Annotated in this window: 19 protein-coding genes; 10 read left to right on the forward strand and 9 right to left on the reverse strand. The window is 67.1% G+C overall.

The annotated features are described in order from the left end of the window. Window positions 1-142 precede the first annotated feature (142 nt). From PARJ55_RS21865 to PARJ55_RS0110265, 5 genes are all read right to left on the reverse strand, one after another. Window positions 143-880, reverse strand: a complete 738-nt coding sequence (locus PARJ55_RS21865; RefSeq protein ID WP_084637823.1) for an SDR family NAD(P)-dependent oxidoreductase — start codon at window positions 878-880, stop codon at window positions 143-145. Further along, window positions 877-1,611 (reverse strand): SDR family NAD(P)-dependent oxidoreductase, encoded by a 735-nt coding sequence (locus PARJ55_RS0110250; protein WP_028712955.1) that lies wholly within the window; start codon window positions 1,609-1,611, stop codon window positions 877-879. The genes PARJ55_RS21865 and PARJ55_RS0110250 overlap by 4 nt, the downstream gene beginning before the upstream one ends. 15 nt (window positions 1,612-1,626) lie before the next feature. Continuing rightward, window positions 1,627-2,730 (reverse strand): mandelate racemase/muconate lactonizing enzyme family protein, encoded by a 1,104-nt coding sequence (locus tag PARJ55_RS0110255; protein WP_028712956.1) that lies wholly within the window; start codon window positions 2,728-2,730, stop codon window positions 1,627-1,629. 13 nt (window positions 2,731-2,743) lie between these two features. Next, window positions 2,744-3,325 (reverse strand): TetR/AcrR family transcriptional regulator, encoded by a 582-nt coding sequence (locus tag PARJ55_RS21870; RefSeq protein ID WP_051476396.1) that lies wholly within the window; start codon window positions 3,323-3,325, stop codon window positions 2,744-2,746. 131 nt (window positions 3,326-3,456) lie between these two features. Next, window positions 3,457-4,410, reverse strand: a complete 954-nt coding sequence (locus PARJ55_RS0110265) for a GlxA family transcriptional regulator (RefSeq protein ID WP_028712957.1) — start codon at window positions 4,408-4,410, stop codon at window positions 3,457-3,459. A 5-nt stretch (window positions 4,411-4,415) separates the two neighbouring features. Between PARJ55_RS0110265 and PARJ55_RS0110270 the strand changes: the two genes are divergently transcribed. Together PARJ55_RS0110270 and PARJ55_RS23945 are read left to right on the forward strand one after the other, a co-directional pair. Next, window positions 4,416-5,366: a GntR family transcriptional regulator gene (locus tag PARJ55_RS0110270; RefSeq protein ID WP_084637824.1), complete on the forward strand. Its 951-nt coding sequence runs from the start codon at window positions 4,416-4,418 to the stop codon at window positions 5,364-5,366. Then, complete coding sequence (locus tag PARJ55_RS23945; RefSeq protein ID WP_156929471.1) at window positions 5,363-5,512, forward strand: hypothetical protein; 150 nt, start codon at window positions 5,363-5,365, stop codon at window positions 5,510-5,512. Before PARJ55_RS0110270 ends, PARJ55_RS23945 begins: the two co-directional genes overlap by 4 nt. 161 nt (window positions 5,513-5,673) lie before the next feature. Here PARJ55_RS23945 and PARJ55_RS0110280 read toward each other — a convergent pair whose 3' ends face one another. The 3 genes from PARJ55_RS0110280 to phnF all read right to left on the reverse strand — a co-directional run bounded on the left by PARJ55_RS0110280 (window position 5,674) and on the right by phnF (window position 9,067). Then, complete coding sequence (locus PARJ55_RS0110280) at window positions 5,674-6,759, reverse strand: hybrid-cluster NAD(P)-dependent oxidoreductase (protein ID WP_028712959.1); 1,086 nt, start codon at window positions 6,757-6,759, stop codon at window positions 5,674-5,676. Window positions 6,760-6,762: 3 nt separating this feature from the next. Beyond that, window positions 6,763-8,001 (reverse strand): aromatic ring-hydroxylating dioxygenase subunit alpha, encoded by a 1,239-nt coding sequence (locus tag PARJ55_RS0110285; protein WP_028712960.1) that lies wholly within the window; start codon window positions 7,999-8,001, stop codon window positions 6,763-6,765. Window positions 8,002-8,350: 349 nt separating this feature from the next. Then, complete coding sequence (gene phnF, locus PARJ55_RS0110295) at window positions 8,351-9,067, reverse strand: phosphonate metabolism transcriptional regulator PhnF (RefSeq protein WP_028712961.1); 717 nt, start codon at window positions 9,065-9,067, stop codon at window positions 8,351-8,353. Window positions 9,068-9,185: 118 nt separating this feature from the next. Here phnF and phnG point away from each other — a divergent pair, with 118 nt between their 5' ends. The 7 genes from phnG to phnN are packed head-to-tail and all read left to right on the forward strand — an operon-like array spanning window position 9,186 to window position 14,148. After that, window positions 9,186-9,638: a phosphonate C-P lyase system protein PhnG gene (gene phnG, locus PARJ55_RS0110300; RefSeq protein ID WP_028712962.1), complete on the forward strand. Its 453-nt coding sequence runs from the start codon at window positions 9,186-9,188 to the stop codon at window positions 9,636-9,638. Next, window positions 9,635-10,201 carry a phosphonate C-P lyase system protein PhnH gene (gene phnH, locus PARJ55_RS0110305; protein ID WP_028712963.1) on the forward strand — a complete coding sequence of 189 codons (567 nt, stop codon included), beginning with the start codon at window positions 9,635-9,637 and terminating at the stop codon, window positions 10,199-10,201. Before phnG ends, phnH begins: the two co-directional genes overlap by 4 nt. Beyond that, the gene (locus tag PARJ55_RS0110310) at window positions 10,201-11,283 is read left to right on the forward strand and encodes a carbon-phosphorus lyase complex subunit PhnI (RefSeq protein WP_028712964.1); all 1,083 of its coding nucleotides are present in this window, start codon (window positions 10,201-10,203) and stop codon (window positions 11,281-11,283) included. Before phnH ends, PARJ55_RS0110310 begins: the two co-directional genes overlap by 1 nt. Then, window positions 11,280-12,152, forward strand: a complete 873-nt coding sequence (locus PARJ55_RS0110315; RefSeq protein ID WP_028712965.1) for an alpha-D-ribose 1-methylphosphonate 5-phosphate C-P-lyase PhnJ — start codon at window positions 11,280-11,282, stop codon at window positions 12,150-12,152. The genes PARJ55_RS0110310 and PARJ55_RS0110315 overlap by 4 nt, the downstream gene beginning before the upstream one ends. Next, the gene (gene phnK, locus PARJ55_RS0110320; protein ID WP_028712966.1) at window positions 12,149-12,931 is read left to right on the forward strand and encodes a phosphonate C-P lyase system protein PhnK; all 783 of its coding nucleotides are present in this window, start codon (window positions 12,149-12,151) and stop codon (window positions 12,929-12,931) included. Before PARJ55_RS0110315 ends, phnK begins: the two co-directional genes overlap by 4 nt. A 3-nt stretch (window positions 12,932-12,934) precedes the next feature. Continuing rightward, window positions 12,935-13,618 carry a phosphonate C-P lyase system protein PhnL gene (gene phnL, locus PARJ55_RS0110325; RefSeq protein WP_028712967.1) on the forward strand — a complete coding sequence of 228 codons (684 nt, stop codon included), beginning with the start codon at window positions 12,935-12,937 and terminating at the stop codon, window positions 13,616-13,618. After that, window positions 13,615-14,148 carry a phosphonate metabolism protein/1,5-bisphosphokinase (PRPP-forming) PhnN gene (phnN, locus tag PARJ55_RS0110330; RefSeq protein ID WP_028712968.1) on the forward strand — a complete coding sequence of 178 codons (534 nt, stop codon included), beginning with the start codon at window positions 13,615-13,617 and terminating at the stop codon, window positions 14,146-14,148. Before phnL ends, phnN begins: the two co-directional genes overlap by 4 nt. On the opposite strand, the gene PARJ55_RS0110335 is transcribed toward phnN, so the two are convergent. Continuing rightward, window positions 14,130-14,810, reverse strand: a complete 681-nt coding sequence (locus tag PARJ55_RS0110335; protein WP_028712969.1) for a DUF1045 domain-containing protein — start codon at window positions 14,808-14,810, stop codon at window positions 14,130-14,132. The genes phnN and PARJ55_RS0110335 overlap by 19 nt on opposite strands. Window positions 14,811-14,905: 95 nt before the next feature. Between PARJ55_RS0110335 and PARJ55_RS0110340 the strand changes: the two genes are divergently transcribed. Continuing rightward, window positions 14,906-16,048 carry an alpha-D-ribose 1-methylphosphonate 5-triphosphate diphosphatase gene (locus PARJ55_RS0110340; RefSeq protein WP_028712970.1) on the forward strand — a complete coding sequence of 381 codons (1,143 nt, stop codon included), beginning with the start codon at window positions 14,906-14,908 and terminating at the stop codon, window positions 16,046-16,048. The last annotated feature ends 32 nt before the right edge of the window (window positions 16,049-16,080 follow it).

Consider the following 16,080-nt stretch of genomic DNA (forward strand, 5'->3'; position numbering starts at 1 on the left):
TGACCCACCACGTCAACATCATCGAGATGAACGGCGAAAGCTATCGCCTCGCCAACAGCACAGCCCGTAAACAGCGCTGATCACCATAAAATATCTACCCACGATTGGCCCTAAGGGGCCAGTGCGCCATGGCTCGCGCCAGCTATGTGGCCAGCGCGCGCGCCATGGCGCACCCCCCAACTGGCCGGACTTTACGCCGCCGCCCCGGCCGACTTTTGCTCCGCCGTTGACAGGCGACCAGCGCGGCGACCTCTTCCGGCTTTCCGGTGCGCGCCACCGGATGAATTCGGCCGATGTCGCGACGGAAAGCTGCCGGATCGGGCCTGCTCTCGATGAAATCCACGTTCAGCTCCGTGTCGATCCAGCCGGGCGCCACGGCATTGCAGCGGATGCCCTCGGCCCCGTGATCCACTGCCACCGCCCGCGTCAGCCCGTGCAGCCCCGCCTTCGAGGCGCAATAGGCGGCATGCGACGGGTTCGATCCCAGCCCCTCGACCGAGCCGACATTCACGATGCTGCCCCGCGTCCGGCGCAGATGCGGCAGCGCGGCCTGGATCATCAGGAACGGCGCGGTCAGGTTGACCATCAGATTGCGCTGCCAGTCGCCGAGGCTCATCGCCTCGATCGAGGATTCCTGCATCATCCCGGCATTGTTGACCAGGACGTCCAGCCGAGCGGCGCGCGCGATCAGCTCGGCCAGAACCTGCGCCGGGCTTGCCGGATCGGTGAAATCGGCCGGAAGGCTTTCGAATTCCGCGTCCTGCCCGCGCTGCGCGGTAAAGACGCGGGCGCCCTCGTCCCTCAGCCGGCGGGCGATGGCCTGGCCGATGCCCGACCGTCCGCCGGTGACCAGCGCCACCTTGTCCTTGAACCGCATCATGCCACCGGTTTCCCGCCGTTGATTTCGATCAGGGCGCCGCAGATGTAGCGCGCCGCATCCGAGGCCAGGAACAGCACCACATCCGCGATATCCTCGGGCTCGGCGATGCGGCCAAGGGGGACGGTCTTGCCCAGTTCGGCAACCGCCCGGTCGGGATCGAAACCGCGCCTGGCGAAGCCGCTGCGCAGCATCGGCGTGTTCACCTCGTTGGGGCAGACGGCGTTGATGCGGATGCCCTGATGGGCATGGTCCATGCCCATGCATTGCGTCAGCGATGCGATGGCCGCCTTGGTCATGCAGTAAAGCGCATGGTTCGGTCCCGGCGCCTTGCCGCCCCAGCAGGACGAGGTGTTGATGATGACGCCACCGCCCTGCCCGGCCATCAGCGGGATCGCGGCGCGGCAGATGCGGAAGGGCGCCTCGACATTGACGCCCATGGACAGGACCCAGTCCGCATCCGTGGTTTCGGTCACCGGACCGCGGGTAATCACGCCCGCGTTGTTCACGACGATGTCCAGCCGGCCAAGGGCGTCATGGGCCGCCTGCGCCAGCCCGTCGACATAATCCTCGTCCAGCAGGTCGCCGGGCAGCCGTAGCTCTGCCTCGATCCCCGAGACGTCACGGTCGGCGACCGCAACCCGGGCGCCCTGCGCGCGCAGGCCGGCCACGATCGCGGCGCCGATCCCGCCAGCCGCCCCGGTCACCAGGGCGGTTTTTCCTGAGAAGCTCATCTCGTTCCTCGTGCTTCAGAAACTGGCGATAGGTGCGCCCAGAAGCGCCGCATCGGGCGTAACGCCCAGACCCGGCCCGGTCGGCCGGTTGATATGGCCGTCCTCGATGCGAATGCCGTTCTGGGGATCGAAATTGCCGTCGATATAGGAGGCGGCGACCCAGGCGCCCTCGCAAAGATCGGGGCGCATGGTGGCGGCGACCTGGGCGCAGGCGGCCGCGATCACATCGCCTCCCCAGGCGTCGTCGCAGGTATGCGGCAGGTTGCGAGCCTCGCAGATATCGCGGAAGGCGCGCATGTTATGCAGCCCGCCGATGCGCGTGACCTTCATGCCGAAGCCGTCGACCAGCCCCGTGCCTGCCGCGGTGATGACCGTGTTCAGGTCGAGGCTGTTTTCGTCCATGTAGATGCCATGCGCCACCTGCGGCCGGATCTTGCGCAGATCCTCGATCGTGTTGCAGGGCTGTTCCATGATGAAGGGAATCTCGGGACATTCGCGGCTGACGCGCAGCGCGTCGCGGGTGGTCCAGCCGCGATTGGCATCGACCGCCATGCGCATGCCGCTGCCCCGGATGACCTCCCAGACCTTGCGGATGGCCTCGATGTCGATTTCGACCGGGCGCCCGCCGACCTTGACCTGGATGCGGGGATAGCCCTCGTCGCGCACCTCGGCGGCGATGCGGGCGGTCTCGTCCGGGTCGCCGACGATGGTCGAGTAATAGCTGGGCACCCGATCCGTGACCGCGCCGCCCAGCAGGTCGGCGACGCTGATGCCGAGCTTCCTGCCGATCAGGTCATGGGCCGCGATGTCGATTGCGGCCTTCGCGTAGTTGTGCCCGTTCAGAAGGCTGTTCATCTTGCGCTGCAGCGCAAGCGGCCAGAGGTCCGCCCCGATCAGGCCCGGCGCCATCGCCGTCAGCGCGGCGCGGGCACCCTGAGCATGGGCCTCGGCATAGGTCGGACCGACCGGGCAGGTCTCGCCCCAGCCTTCGGTTCCGTCCTCGGCCACCAGGCGGACCAGGGTCGTGTCCAGCGACCAGACCTTGGCGTTCGCCATCGTATAGGGGCCGTTCCTGACCGGCAGATCATGCTTGTAGATATGGATCTCACGCAGGCGCATTTCTTGTTTTGCCTCATCCTTCAAGGGCAGGGTCGTCTTTTGCCGGGAGGAGACCTTCCGAAGCCAACAGCGCGCGCGCGGCGCGAATGGCGGTCGCGGTGGCCCTGGCGGGGCCGCGCAATCGAGCGGTCTCGGTCAGTCCTTCGTGCAGCAGGAACAGCGATTGGGCCAGTTCCCCGGTATCTCGATCCGGTGCGACATGGTGCAGTCGCTCGCGGAATGCATTCTCCAAGCGGGATTTATGGGAAAGGACCGTCTCGCGAATCGCAGGGCTTTCCGGATAGGCGGCCAGCGCATTCATGAACAGACAGCCGGTATTCGCAACCTCCTCAAGCCAGTCGCCCAATCGCTTCAGGGGATAAAGCACGTGATCGATGCCATCCGCCGGCCCCCCGGAAATCCAGTCGAAATAAGCGGCATCGCGATATTCCAGAGCCCCCACGACCATTTCCTCACGGCTGGGAAAATACTTGTAAAGCGTTCTGAGCGACACATCCGCGCCCTCGCGCAATGCCTCCACCCCCTGGGTTGCGAAACCCATTTCGGCGAATTGCCGATCAAGATTCCTCGCGATTCTCAGTTTCGTGCTCCTCATGAAGCGAAGGTAGAGCGATCACTCTACCTCGACATCGCAAAAAGCGACGTTCTTCATGTGAACAGCGACATCTTCCGGGCTGGCCGCAAACTTGCGGCTGGCGGCTGTGTAAGGGTCCAGTGCTCGGCCCCCTACCCCAGCTTCCCTCGTTGCATCATGGGCGTTACTCCGAAAGCGGTCCGGTAGACGCGTGAGAAGTTGCCAGGGTTGTCGAAGCCGCACGACAAGGCGATATCGGTGACCGACATTTCGGTCTGGAGAAGGAGATGCCTGGCCTTCTCCAGGCGCATTTCCATGAAATATTTCTTTGGCGCCGTATTCAGATATTTTCCGAACAGCCGTTCCAGCTGCCGCGTCGAAATTCCGATCTTGCGAGCGATCGCCGATGGAGGGATCGGATCGTCCAGACGTTCGCGCATGATCTCGATAGCGCGAACAAGATGAGAATTTCGCATTCCGCTTCGGGATTGCAACGAGACCTTCTGGGCGGAAGATGAGCCGCGAACCGCATTATAGACCATCTGGTCGGAAACCGCGACGGAAAGGTCGTAGCCATGTTCCTGTTCTATCAGGTTCAACATCAGGTCCGCGGTGGCCGTTCCGCCGGACGCGGTGATATATTTCTCGTCGGCGACGAAGACGTTCCGCACCAGGTTGACTTCCGGAAACTCCTCCATGAAACTGTCGTGGTATTCCCAATGAATGGCGGCCTGCTTGCCGTTCAGGAATCCGGCTTTTGCCAGAACATAGGCACCGGAACACAGGGCTCCGATTTTCGTTCTTCCGCCTCGATCCAGGGTGCGAAGGCTGGCGATCAGGTTGCGGAAATCCTTGTGCCGCATGTTGATGCCCGAAAGGACGAATACCCGGTCGCACGGGGGAATGCTTTCGAACTTGTGCTGAACGACAATTGCGGTGCCGTCCGAGCTGATGGCGGTTTCCCCGTCCAGGGAAGCATAGGACCAGCGATACAGTTCCTTGCCGCTGATCAGATTGGCGATCCGGAGGGGATCGACGGCGCATGCAAAGGCAAGATGCGTATAGTCCTCGACAAGCGCGAAGACAAAATGTTGCGGTTTTGACATCTTCTATGCGCATCTCCAAGAAAGGGCCCGCGGCCCTGCCGGCGCAATTCCTGCTGCGAGACCTCGTTTATATTCCGGCCTTCGATCCAGCGCCGGCGGTCTCATGTGATCCTCCGCCAAGAGGAAAAAGCACAGATTTCCATTGTAGACAACATGTCTTTCTTCTCGCTACAGTGCTTGAGAGGCCTTGGCTTGCCCTGAATACGGGTCGTGCTCAGGGTGGGAGGCACGCAGTGAGCGAAGGACAGACCAGCAAGAAGGTGAAATGCCTGGAGGATCTGCGCCGGCGCATCCTGACCCAGGAGTTGGAGCCCGGTGCCTATCTGGATGAGGTCCAGCTCTCTGAAAGATACGAGATTTCTCGCCCGCCCCTGAGGGAGGTCCTGAACCAGCTGGCAGGAGAGGAATATGTGGTCCTGCACAAGAATCGCGGGGCGCAGGTGGCCCCCATGTCTCACAAGACGCTGCGGAATTTCTTCGTGGCAGCGCCGATGATCTACGCGGCGGTGAGCCGGCTTGCCGCGGAACATGCCAGGCCTGCCCAGATCATGCGGCTGAAGGATACGCAGCTTCTGTTCCGCGCGGCGATTCGCAATCGCGATGTGGCCGGGCGCGCGCTGATGAACCAGCGGTTTCATGCGATCATCGGCGAGATGGCCGACAATGAATATCTCATGCCCAGCCTGCGGCGGCTGCTGATCGATCACACGCGCATCGCGATGACCTTCTACAGTCCGCGCGCCGAAGCTCTGGCCGAGCAGCGCCGGGTCGCCGCCGACCAGCATGACCAATTCATCGCACTCATCGAGCGTGGCGATGCCGATGCCGCCGCAGAGCTTGCCGTTGCGCATTGGGAGCTGTCCCGGGCCGAGATCGAAAGCTTCGTCACCCCTTCCGGCATGCGGATCCCGCTTGGTCGCGTCCCTGCCGTCCTGAACGGGGATGAAGCCACATGACATTCGGGGGCGGGGCGCCGATGCAGATGTTTCCCCCTGCGGTCATGCGGCAATGGGACGACGGCCTTTTCGGCACCAAGGGTCGACCGACCCGGCTGCTGCCGCAGGCGGTCCAGCAGATCGGCGCGAATACCGACATGCGCTGAAGGGCGTTCCGGGCTGCCGCCGCTGCCGTTAAGGCGATGCCGGAGTCTGCCATCGATCAGGAACCGGCAGCCGGCAGGCCGAAGCCTGCGAAAACCGGGGCGCGGTCCTGGATGCGGGACCGGCTTCCGGTCCCGCCGGGATTGGTCCGCCGAAACCGACGTCAGACCTCGACCTCGACATGGCCGATCGGCTTCGAGCAGCAGGCCAGGATATAGCCTTCCTCGATATCGTCGTCCGAGATGCCGCCGCTATGCACCATATGCACCTGACCCGAGAGCTTGCGGATCTTGCAGGTGCCGCAAACGCCGAAGGTGCAGCCCGAGGGGATGTTCAGGCCCGACCGCTTGGCCACGGCCAGAACGGTGTCGGTTTCGGTGCACAGGGCGTCCACGCTGGAGGCCGCGAAGGTGATCTTGGCCGCGGCGTGGTCGTCCGGGACCACGTCGTCATGCTCTTCGATATCCTCGACGGTCTCGATGGGCTTGGCGAAGCTTTCCTGGTGATAGTGCTCCATGTCGTAGCCAAGCGCGATGAGCATTTCGCGCACGGCATCCATGAAGGGCTCGGGCCCGCAGCAGTAAACCTCGCGCTCCATGTAGTCGCCGGCGATCAGGCCCAGCATGATCTGGTTCAGCCGGCCGCGGAAGCCGGTCCAGACCTGATAGGGATCGTCCTCCTCGACGATGAAATAGAGCTTGATCGACGGCACCCGCGCGGCCATGTGCTCGAATTGCTTGCGCGCGATGATTTCGGAGGGCCGCCGGGCGCAGTTCACCAGGGTCACGTCGATATCGGTCGCCCGGTCGAACAGATAGGTGGTCATCGCCAGCGAGGGCGTGATCCCCGAACCCGCCGAGATGAAGAGATATTTCTTCTTTTCGTTCCTCGGCATGGTGAAGACGCCCAGCGGACCCGTCGCCTTGATCCGCATCCCCGGGCGCAGGTGGTCCAGCATCCAGCGCGTGCCGATGCTGCCCGCCTGCGCCTTGACCGTCACCGAGATCGACAAGGGCCGCGAGGGCGAGGAGGAGATGGTGTAGGTCCGCCAGACCGTCTCGCCGGGCACGGGCAGTTCCAGGGTCAGGAACTGGCCCGGCTCGAACTTGAACAGCGCGCCGCTGGGGGAAACGAAGCTGATGGTCGCGACATCGGGCGCCTCGGGCACCACCGAGCAGCAAACCAGCTCCTCGGTGTCGCGCCAGATGTCATTGCTGTCGGAAACGACCAGGTTGCTGTGAACCGTCATTCCTTACTCCGCCGCCATCGTCTTGGGGCCGGTGATCGCGCGAACCAGCGTGCTGGCATACCAGTCGGTGAACTGGATCAGCCCGCCCTCGTGGATTTCCGAATAGGGGCCGGGCTCATAGGCCGGGGTCAGGATGCCGCGCTGGTTGTTCTCGACGACCTCGCGATCCTCGTCATTGGTGGCGATCCAGACTTCGGTCAGCCGCTTCAGGTCGTAGTCCTGGCCCTCGACCGCATCCTTGTGGACCAGCCACTTGGTGCAGACCTCGGTTTCGGTCGGGCTGATCGGCGTCACCCGGAACAGGATGCTGTGATCGGACAGGAAATGGTTCCAGGTGCCCGGATAGCGGAATTTCAGCAGCGCGCCCGCATCCCGGAACGGAATCCCCGAGTTCGGCCTGGTCGAGGCGACCTTGCCGTCCATGGTGTAGCTTTCGGCGCCCTCAAGCAGCGGGGTGCGCACGAAGCGCCATTCGCCCAGTTCCGCGATCCTGAAGGCCGAGGGCGCGCCGATGGCTTCGCAGCGCGCGACATGCTTGTCGAGATCCGAGGCCAGGACCCCGTCGTCGTTGTTGCCGATGGCGCGCGGGTCCTCGGGGAAGGTGCGGCACAGCGAGGGATGGTTGCCCGCGCAGTGATAGCATTCGCGGTTGTTTTCCCAGACCAGCTTCCAGTTGCCCTTCTCGATGATGGTGCTCTCATAGGCGATCCTGGAGTTCTCCAGGTCGTGCGGCGCCAGGTAGCGCGCCGTCTCGGCCGCCAGTTCCTCGATATCCGGGGCCACGTCGGCGACGCAGATATAGACCATCCCCGACAGGTTGCGGCAATGCACCTGCTTGAGGCCATGCCGCGACGGATCGAATTCGGGGCCCATGTCGCGCGCCCAGATCAGCCGGCCGTCCAGGTCGTAGGTCCATTGATGATAGGGGCAGACGATCTTCGGGTTGCGGCCCTTCTTGCTCTTGCACAGGACCGAGCCGCGGTGACGGCAGGCATTGTGGAAGGCGCGGATCTGGCCATCGGTGCCGCGCACGATCACCACCGAATAGACGCCCACCTCATGGACGACATAGTCGCCGGCTTTCGGGATCTCGCAGGACGGGATGGCGAAAAGCCATTCGCGATACCAGATGTTTTCCAGATCGACCTGGAAGACGCCGGGATCGCAATACAGCTCCTGCGCAAGGGAATGGGCTGGCTTGCGGCGCAGAAGCATCGACAGAACATCCGATTCGCGCAACATGACTTGGCTCCTGTAAAAGGGTTCGACGGGTGCGAACCCGGGGTCGTTTTTCATGAAAGCGTGGCGGATCCACCCGGCCCACCGCCCTTCTTTCTGTGATTCAGCACGAATCGAGCCCGAAGCACTTCGCAATTTGCGACACGGACGGCCGGCGGTGCGACGCGCGGCCGCCTCGCGTCATGCCGGTGGCATTCGGCGCCTTGCCGCGGCCGGACCAGCTGGAGCTGGAGCCGCAGGTCCGGCGGCGCGGCTCTTTTGTCCGTGGCCCTGCTCTCGCCCCCGGGCCGTGCACCGCCTCACCGCCTCCGCCTTCGCACCGCGGACACGGCGCGGTTCCCGATGTCCGGGCCTAAACGTCCTCGGGGCGCAGGGTCAGCGTGACGCGGTCGCCGGCGAACCAGGTGGTGCCGTATTCGACCGGCACGCCCGCACCGTCCACGTTCACCGAGACCGAGCGCAGCACCGGCGCCCCCTCGGGCAGTTCCAGCGTCAGCGCCATCACCGCCGGCGCCAGCTCGGCCGTCAGCCGGGTCGAGGCGCGGGTATAGTCCTTCAGCCCGCATTCCGCCAGCGCCGCGGTGACCGAGGGGATCTCGACCACATGCCGCAACAGGTCGGGAAAGCGCCCGGCATCGAAGACCGAGCGGAACACCGCCACAGGCTGGCCATCGACCAGCGACACGCCCTCGACCACATGCACCGGGCTGCCGGCGGCAAGGCGCAGCGCCTCGGCCTCCTCGGCATTGGCGGCGCGCGTCTCGGTCAGCGTCAGCCGGCGCGAGGGCGTGCGGCCCGAGGCGACGATGTTGCGATGAAACCGCACCCGGCGGCCCAGCGGATAATCGGTCGGCCGCGCCGCGACAAAGACCCCCGCACCGCGGCGCGAGCGCAGCGTCCCCGCCTCGGCCAGCGCGGCCAGCGCGTGGCGCACGGTATGGCGGTTCACCCCGAAACGCGCCGCCAGCACCGCCTCGGAGGGCAGCTTGTCGCCGGGGTGGTAATGCCCGCCGGCGATCTCGGCCGCCAGCGTGTCGGCGATGGATTTCCAGATCGCGCTGCGCGCCATGCACCCCCCTGTCACCGAAAATTCACAAGACTGCCCTTGAGCCGAATCGGCGGGCAGGCTATCACTTGTATAGTTGTATAGGAATCTAGACAAACCCGCAAGCTTGTCGAGGCCCGGAATGTCCCACTCTTCCCCTTCCGAAACCGCTGCGCGCCGCGACTGGATCTCGGCGCTGGCCAAGGCGCCGCCAGGGCGGCTGGCGGCGCTGCTGCCCGACCTGCCCGCGCATGAGCTGCTGCGCGCGCCCGAGATCGGCACCGTGATGGTGCAGGGCCGTATCGGCGGCACAGGCGCGCCCTTCAACCTGGGCGAGATGACCGTGACCCGCTGCTCGGTCCGGCTGCCGGGCGGTGCGGTGGGCCATGCCTGCGTGCAGGGCCGCGACAAGGCCCATGCCGCCCGCGCCGCCATCGCCGATGCGCTGATGCAGACCGAGGCCGCGCCGCGGATCGAGGCGAAGGTGCTGACCCCCCTTCGGGCCGAGGCCGCCGAAGCGCGCGCCAGCCGTGCCGCCAAGGCCGCCGCGACCCGGGTCGAATTCTTCACCATGCTGCGCGGAGAGGACGCATGAACGCCATCCTGACCGGGGGTTTCGCCGACCCTTCCACCCAATCCGCCCATGCCTTTCGCGCGCTGCTGGAGGCCATGGCCCGGCCCGGCCGCATCTTCGCCGTCGCTGGCGCGCAGCCGCCTGCCCCGATCTCGGTCGCGGCGGGGGTGGCGCTGCTGACGCTGACCGACGCCACCACGCCGCTGCATCTGGCCGGCGCCGCGGATTGCGAGGCGCTGCGCGGCTGGATCGGCTTTCACACCGGCGCGCCACTGGTTGCGGCCGAACAGGCGCAATTCGCGCTTGGCCGCTGGGATGCGCTGCAACCCGTCAGCCGTTTCCGCATCGGCGAGCCGCCCTATCCCGACCGCTCGGTCACGCTGATCGTCGAGCTGGACCGGCTGGAGCCCGAGGGCGCCCGCCTGACCGGCCCCGGCATCGAGGCCGAGGTGCGGCTTTCGCTGCCCGAGACCGCCGCCTTTCGCGCCAACCGGGCGCTGTTCCCGCTGGGCTTCGATTGCATCCTGACCTGCGGCGACCGGCTGGCCGCCCTGCCCCGCAGCACCCATGTGGAGGACGCCTGATGTATGTCGCCGTCAAAGGGGGCGAGCGCGCCATCGACGCCGCCCATGCCTGGCTGGCCGAGGAACGCCGCGGCGATCCCGCGGTCCCCGAGCTGACCGTGGCCCAGATCCGCGAGCAGATGGCGCTGGCGGTGAACCGGGTGATGGCCGAGGGCTCGCTCTATGATCCCGACCTTGCCGCGCTGGCGATCAAGCAGGCGCGCGGCGACCTGATCGAGGCGGTGTTCCTGATCCGCGCCTATCGCACCACATTGCCGCGCTTCGGCGTCTCGCGCCCGGTCGATACGGCGGCGATGGCGGTCGATCGCCGCGTCTCGGCCACCTTCAAGGATCTGCCGGGCGGGCACGTGCTGGGCCCGACCTTCGATTATACCCACCGCCTGCTGGACTTCGCGCTGGCCGCCGAAGGCACGCCGCCGCCCGCCCCCATGGCGCCTGCCTCGGACGAGCCGGTGCCGCATGTCACCGGCCTGCTGGACCGCGACGGGCTGATCGAGCAGCAGCCGGCCGAGGACACGCCCGCCCCCGACCTGACGCGCCAGCCGCTGGAACTGCCGGCCTCGCGCGCGCTGCGCCTGCAGGCGCTGGCGCGGGCGGACGAGGGCTTCACCCTGTCGCTGGCCTATTCCACGCAGCGCGGCTATGGCCGCACCCATGCCTTCGTGGGCGAATTGCGCATCGGCCGCGTCGCGGTCGAGGTGGAACTGCCCGAGCTGGGCTTCGCCGTCGAGATCGGCGAGGTCGAGCTGACCGAATGCGACACGGTGAACCAGTTCAAGGGCTCGAAGACCGAGCCGCCGCAATTCACCCGCGGCTATGGCCTGGTCATGGGCCAGTCCGAGCGCAAGGCGATTTCCATGTCGCTGGTCGACCGCGCCCTGCGCTGGCAAGAGCTGGGCGAGGATTTCACCGGCGCCCCCGCACAGGATGAGGAGTTCGTGCTAAGCCATTGCGACAACATCCAATCGACGGGTTTCCTCGAACATATCAAGCTGCCGCATTACGTCGATTTTCAGGCGGAACTGGAACTGGTCCGGCGCATGCGGCGCGAGGCCGTGCAGATGCAGGATGCGGCGGAATGACCGACCAAGCCTATAATTTCGCCTATCTGGACGAACAGACCAAGCGGATGATCCGCCGCGCGCTGCTGAAGGCGCTGGCAATCCCCGGCTATCAGGTGCCCTTCGCCAGCCGCGAGATGCCCATGCCCTATGGCTGGGGCACCGGCGGCGTTCAGGTGACGGCGGCCTGCCTGACCCCGGACGACCGGCTAAAGGTCATCGACCAGGGCGCGGACGACACCACCAATGCCGTGTCCATCCGCCGCTTCTTCCAGCGCACGGCGGGGGTCGAGACCACCGAGCGCACTGCGGAGGCCACGGTGATCCAGACCCGCCACCGCATCCCCGAGCAACCGCTGAGCGAAGGCCAGATACTGGTCTATCAGGTGCCGATCCCCGAGCCCCTGCGCTTTCTGGAGCCGCGCGAGACCGAGACCCGCAAGATGCACGAGCTTGAGGAATACGGGCTGATGCATGTCAAGCTTTACGAGGACATCGCCCGGCATGGCGAGATCGCGACCGCCTATGCCTATCCGGTCAGGGTCGAGGGGCGCTATGTCATGGACCCCTCGCCGATCCCGAAATTCGACAATCCGAAGCTGGCCGGCAACCCGGCGATCCAGCTTTTCGGCGCCGGGCGCGAGGCGCGCATCTATGCCGTACCGCCGTATTCCGACGTCGTGAGTCTGGATTTCGAGGACCATCCCTTCATCGCCTCGAAGGCCGATCACGCATGCGACCTCTGCGGCTCGGCCGGCAGCTATCTGGACGAGGTGATCACCGACGACCGGGGCACGCGCATGTTTGTCTGTTCCGACACCGATTTCTGTGCCTCGCGCCAGGCGCAGGGGCATCGCGGCCGCCTGTCGCCGCAAGGAGCCACGCCATGACCCTGATGCAGAACGCCATCACCGCCGCACCGCTGCTGTCGGTGCAGGGCCTGACGAAACGCTACGGCGCCCGGATCGGCTGCATGGGCGTCGGCTTCGACCTTTATCCCGGCGAGGTGCTGGGCATCGTCGGCGAAAGCGGTTCAGGGAAATCGACGCTGCTGTCCTGCCTTGCCGGCCACCAGCGCCCGGACGAGGGACGGATCCTGTTCGACGGCGCCGACGTGCTGGCCTTTTCCGAGGCCGAGCGGCGCCGGCTGCTGCGCGGCGACTGGGCCTATGTCCACCAGAACCCGCGCGACGGGCTGCGCATGGGCGTCTCGGCCGGCGGCAATGTCGGCGAGCGGCTGATGGCGGTGGGCGCACGCAACTATGCCGCCATCCGCGAGACCGCCACCGACTGGCTGGGCCGGGTCGAGATCGCGGCGGACCGGATCGACGACCGCCCCTCGGTCTTTTCGGGCGGCATGCAGCAGCGGCTGCAGATCGCGCGCAACCTGGTGACGGGGCCGCGGCTGGTGTTCATGGACGAACCGACCGGCGGGCTCGACGTCAGCGTGCAGGCGCGGCTTCTGGACCTGCTGCGCGGGCTGGTGCGTGACCTTGGCCTGTCTGTGGTGATCGTGACCCATGACCTTGCCGTGGTGCGGCTGCTCGCCGACCGGCTGATGGTGATGAAATCGGGCCGGGTGGTGGAATGCGGGCTGACCGATCAGGTGCTGGACGATCCGCAGCATGCCTATACCCAGCTTCTCGTGTCCTCTGTCCTTCAGGTGTAGCCCATGATCGAGATCCGGAACCTTTCGAAAAGCTTTACCCTGCACAATCAGGGCGGCGTGGCGATCCCGGTGATGGCGGGGGCGCATCTGCGCGTGGCCGGCGGCGAATGCGTCGGGCTGGTCGGCCGGTCCGGCGCCGGCAAATCGACGCTGATGCGCATGGTCTATGGCAATTACCTGGCCGAGGCCGGCTCGATCCGCATCGGCGAGGTCGATGTGGTCACGGCCGAGCCGCGGCAGATCCTGGCCTTGCGCCGCGCGGTGCTGGGCCATGTCAGCCAGTTCCTGCGCGTGGTGCCGCGCGTGCCGACGCTGGAGGTGGTGGCCGAGCCGCTGCTGCGGCTGGGCACCCCTGCCCCCGAGGCCCGCGCCCGCGCCGCCGAACTGCTGGCGCGGCTGAACATCCCGGAACGGCTCTGGCGGCTGTCGCCCACCACCTTCTCGGGCGGCGAGCAGCAGCGGGTCAACATCGCCCGCGGCTTCGCCCATGACTATCCGGCGCTGCTGCTGGACGAGCCGACCGCCAGCCTCGACGCGCAGAACCGCGAGGTGGTGCTGCGCCTGATCGAGGAGGCCAAGGCCCGCGGCGCCGCGATCCTCGGCATCTTCCACGACGAGGGGGCGCGGGACCGGGTCTGCGACCGGCTGGTCGACGTGACCGGCTTTACGCCGGGGCTGGCGGCATGAGCCGGCGGCTGGTCGCCGTGGTCGGCCCCTCGGGCGCGGGCAAGGACACGCTGATGGCGCTGGCCTGCGCCGCGCGGCCCGACATCCGCGCCGCCCGCCGCGTCGTCACCCGTCCGGCCGAGGCCGGCGGCGAGGATTTCGAGCCCGTCACCGAGGCCGAATTCGCCGCGCGCGAGCGGGCCGGCGCCTTCGCCCTGCATTGGCGCGCGCATGGGCTGGGCTATGGCATCCCGGCCGACGCGCTGGCGGGCGAAGGCACGCTGCTCATCAATGCCAGCCGCGCCGTGCTGGCCGAGGCGCAGGCGCGGTTCCCGGACCTGACGGTGCTGCTGGTGACGGCGCCGCCCGAGGTGCTGGCGCGGCGGCTGGCCGGGCGGGGGCGCGAAAGCGGCGCCGATCAGGCGGCGCGGCTGGCTCGGGCGGGCTTTCCGCTGCCGCCCGGTCTCGCGCCGCGCGTGGTGATGAACGACGGCACGCCCGATCAGGGGCTTGCGCGCTTCCTCGCCGCGCTTCAGCCGGAAAGGGTATAGCGATGCAGCAGGTGAAAACGCCCGTCCCCCGCCTCGCCGAACAGGCACAGGTCCGAGACCTTGAAGGGCCGGGGCAGGACCGGGGCGAAATGCGCCTCCAGGATCCGCGTCGCCTCGGCGGCCAGCGGTTTCTCCAGCCGGTCGGTCAGGGTCAGGTGGAAGCGGAATTCCTCCATCACATAGGGATAGCCCCAGAGCTCCAGCAGCTCGCGCTGCCGCGGCGTCAGCTGCTCGGGGCGGCGGCGGGCGATCTCGGCCTCGGTCAGGGGCGCGCGAAAGCCGTCCAGCGCCGCCACCACCGTCGCGGCCAGGGTTTGCAGCGGCGCCGTGTCGCCTTCGGGCACCAAGGCCAGAAAGCCGCCCAGGCTCGCCAGCCGCAGCCCGGGCAGGACGACCGGCGAAAGCCGCGCCGCCAGAGCCTCGACCGCCCGGTGCAATGCTTCGGCATCCCGGTCCTCGGCCAGCCGGAAGGGCGGCTTCAGCGTGCCGTGAAAGCCGTATCGGCGCGGGTCGCGGGTGATCTCCTCGGCCGGCAGGCCCAGTTCCGGCGGGGTCAGCGGCTGGCCCGTGGTGGCATCCCAGCCCAGCCATGCATCGGCGCAGCGGGCGAATTCCCCCTCGGGCGGGGCGTAATAGACGGCGTAACGCTTCATGATTTCCATGCGCAGGCTCTTATCGCTGGCGTGTCACAGGCTTGTGACACGGCGCTGGCATTCAGCCCGCCCATGGAGCCAGACGCAAGACAGGACAGCACGAAATGACCGAGACGATCCTTGCCAATGCCACGCTTATCCTGCCCGACGAGGTGATCCGCGGCGCGCTGCGCATGGCCGATGGCCGCATCGCCGCCATCGATCCGGGCCGGACGGTGCCGACGGGCGCGCTGGATTGCGAGGGCGATCTGGTGCTGCCGGGCCTGATCGAACTGCATACCGACAATCTGGAGCGGCACATCCAGCCCCGCCCCCGGGTGCATTGGCCGCATCAGGCGGCGATCCTGGCCCATGACGGCGAACTGGCCAGCGTGGGCATCACCACGGTCTTCGACGCGCTGCGCGTCGGCTCGGTCGTGTCGGACGGCAAGGCGAACTATGGCGAATATGCCCGGGCGCTGGCCGACGAGATCCTGGATCTGCGGGACAGGGGCGCGTTGAAGATCAGCCATTTCCTGCACCTGCGGGCCGAGGTCTGTTCCGAAACCCTGGTGGCCGAGATGGCGAAATTCGGCCCCCGGGACCGCATCGGCATCGTCAGCCTGATGGACCACACGCCCGGAGAGCGGCAGTTCCGCGACCTCTCGAAGCTCAAGGACTATGTCTGCGGCAAGCACGGCCTGTCGGATGAAGGCTTCGCCGATCACGTCGCCAGCCAGCGCGCCCTGCGCGAAAGGCTGGGCGCGCTGCACGAAGCCACCGCGGTGGCCGAGGCGCGGCGCTATGGCGCGGTGCTGGCCAGCCATGACGACACCACGGCGGCGCAGGTCGCGGTTTCGGCCGGGCACGGCGCGCATTTCGCCGAATTCCCGACCACGGCCGAGGCGGCGCGCGCCTGCCGCGACCACGGCATCCGGGTGATGATGGGGGCGCCGAACCTGATCCGCGGCGGCAGCCATTCCGGCAATGTCGCGGCGGCGGATCTGGCCGAGGCGGGGCTTCTGGACATCCTGTCCTCGGATTACGTGCCCTCGTCGCTGCTGTCGGCGGCGCTGCTTCTGGGCGATCTGTGGGGCGACATGGCGCGCGGCATCGCCACCGTGACCCAGGCCCCGGCCGAGGCGACGGGGCTCGGGGATCGCGGCCGGCTTGCGGCCGGGGCGCGCGCCGACGTGATCCGCGTCGCCCGCATCGGCGAGGCGGGGGCGCTGCGCGGCGCCTGGGTGCAGGGCAAGCGCGTGGCCTGACCGGGTGGACCGGCGGCGGCCGTGGATTTTCT

Origin of the sequence: Paracoccus sp. J55 (assembly GCF_000513975.1) — a bacterium.
Classification (GTDB): Bacteria; Pseudomonadota; Alphaproteobacteria; order Rhodobacterales; family Rhodobacteraceae; genus Paracoccus.

Coding starts and splice junctions, on each gene's coding strand:
- PARJ55_RS0110265 (WP_028712957.1), bottom strand. CDS start 4,410: ATGTCAAAACCGCAACATTTTGTCTTCGCGCTTGTCGAGGACTATACG.
- PARJ55_RS0110270 (WP_084637824.1), top strand. CDS start 4,416: ATGCGCATCTCCAAGAAAGGGCCCGCGGCCCTGCCGGCGCAATTCCTG.
- PARJ55_RS0110255 (WP_028712956.1), bottom strand. CDS start 2,730: ATGCGCCTGCGTGAGATCCATATCTACAAGCATGATCTGCCGGTCAGG.
- phnN (WP_028712968.1), top strand. CDS start 13,615: ATGAGCCGGCGGCTGGTCGCCGTGGTCGGCCCCTCGGGCGCGGGCAAG.
- PARJ55_RS0110310 (WP_028712964.1), top strand. CDS start 10,201: ATGTATGTCGCCGTCAAAGGGGGCGAGCGCGCCATCGACGCCGCCCAT.
- PARJ55_RS0110280 (WP_028712959.1), bottom strand. CDS start 6,759: ATGACGGTTCACAGCAACCTGGTCGTTTCCGACAGCAATGACATCTGG.
- PARJ55_RS21865 (WP_084637823.1), bottom strand. CDS start 880: ATGATGCGGTTCAAGGACAAGGTGGCGCTGGTCACCGGCGGACGGTCG.
- phnF (WP_028712961.1), bottom strand. CDS start 9,067: ATGGCGCGCAGCGCGATCTGGAAATCCATCGCCGACACGCTGGCGGCC.
- PARJ55_RS0110335 (WP_028712969.1), bottom strand. CDS start 14,810: ATGGAAATCATGAAGCGTTACGCCGTCTATTACGCCCCGCCCGAGGGG.
- phnK (WP_028712966.1), top strand. CDS start 12,149: ATGACCCTGATGCAGAACGCCATCACCGCCGCACCGCTGCTGTCGGTG.
- phnG (WP_028712962.1), top strand. CDS start 9,186: ATGTCCCACTCTTCCCCTTCCGAAACCGCTGCGCGCCGCGACTGGATC.
- phnH (WP_028712963.1), top strand. CDS start 9,635: ATGAACGCCATCCTGACCGGGGGTTTCGCCGACCCTTCCACCCAATCC.
- PARJ55_RS0110315 (WP_028712965.1), top strand. CDS start 11,280: ATGACCGACCAAGCCTATAATTTCGCCTATCTGGACGAACAGACCAAG.
- PARJ55_RS21870 (WP_051476396.1), bottom strand. CDS start 3,325: ATGAGGAGCACGAAACTGAGAATCGCGAGGAATCTTGATCGGCAATTC.
- PARJ55_RS23945 (WP_156929471.1), top strand. CDS start 5,363: ATGACATTCGGGGGCGGGGCGCCGATGCAGATGTTTCCCCCTGCGGTC.
- PARJ55_RS0110285 (WP_028712960.1), bottom strand. CDS start 8,001: ATGTTGCGCGAATCGGATGTTCTGTCGATGCTTCTGCGCCGCAAGCCA.
- phnL (WP_028712967.1), top strand. CDS start 12,935: ATGATCGAGATCCGGAACCTTTCGAAAAGCTTTACCCTGCACAATCAG.
- PARJ55_RS0110250 (WP_028712955.1), bottom strand. CDS start 1,611: ATGAGCTTCTCAGGAAAAACCGCCCTGGTGACCGGGGCGGCTGGCGGG.
- PARJ55_RS0110340 (WP_028712970.1), top strand. CDS start 14,906: ATGACCGAGACGATCCTTGCCAATGCCACGCTTATCCTGCCCGACGAG.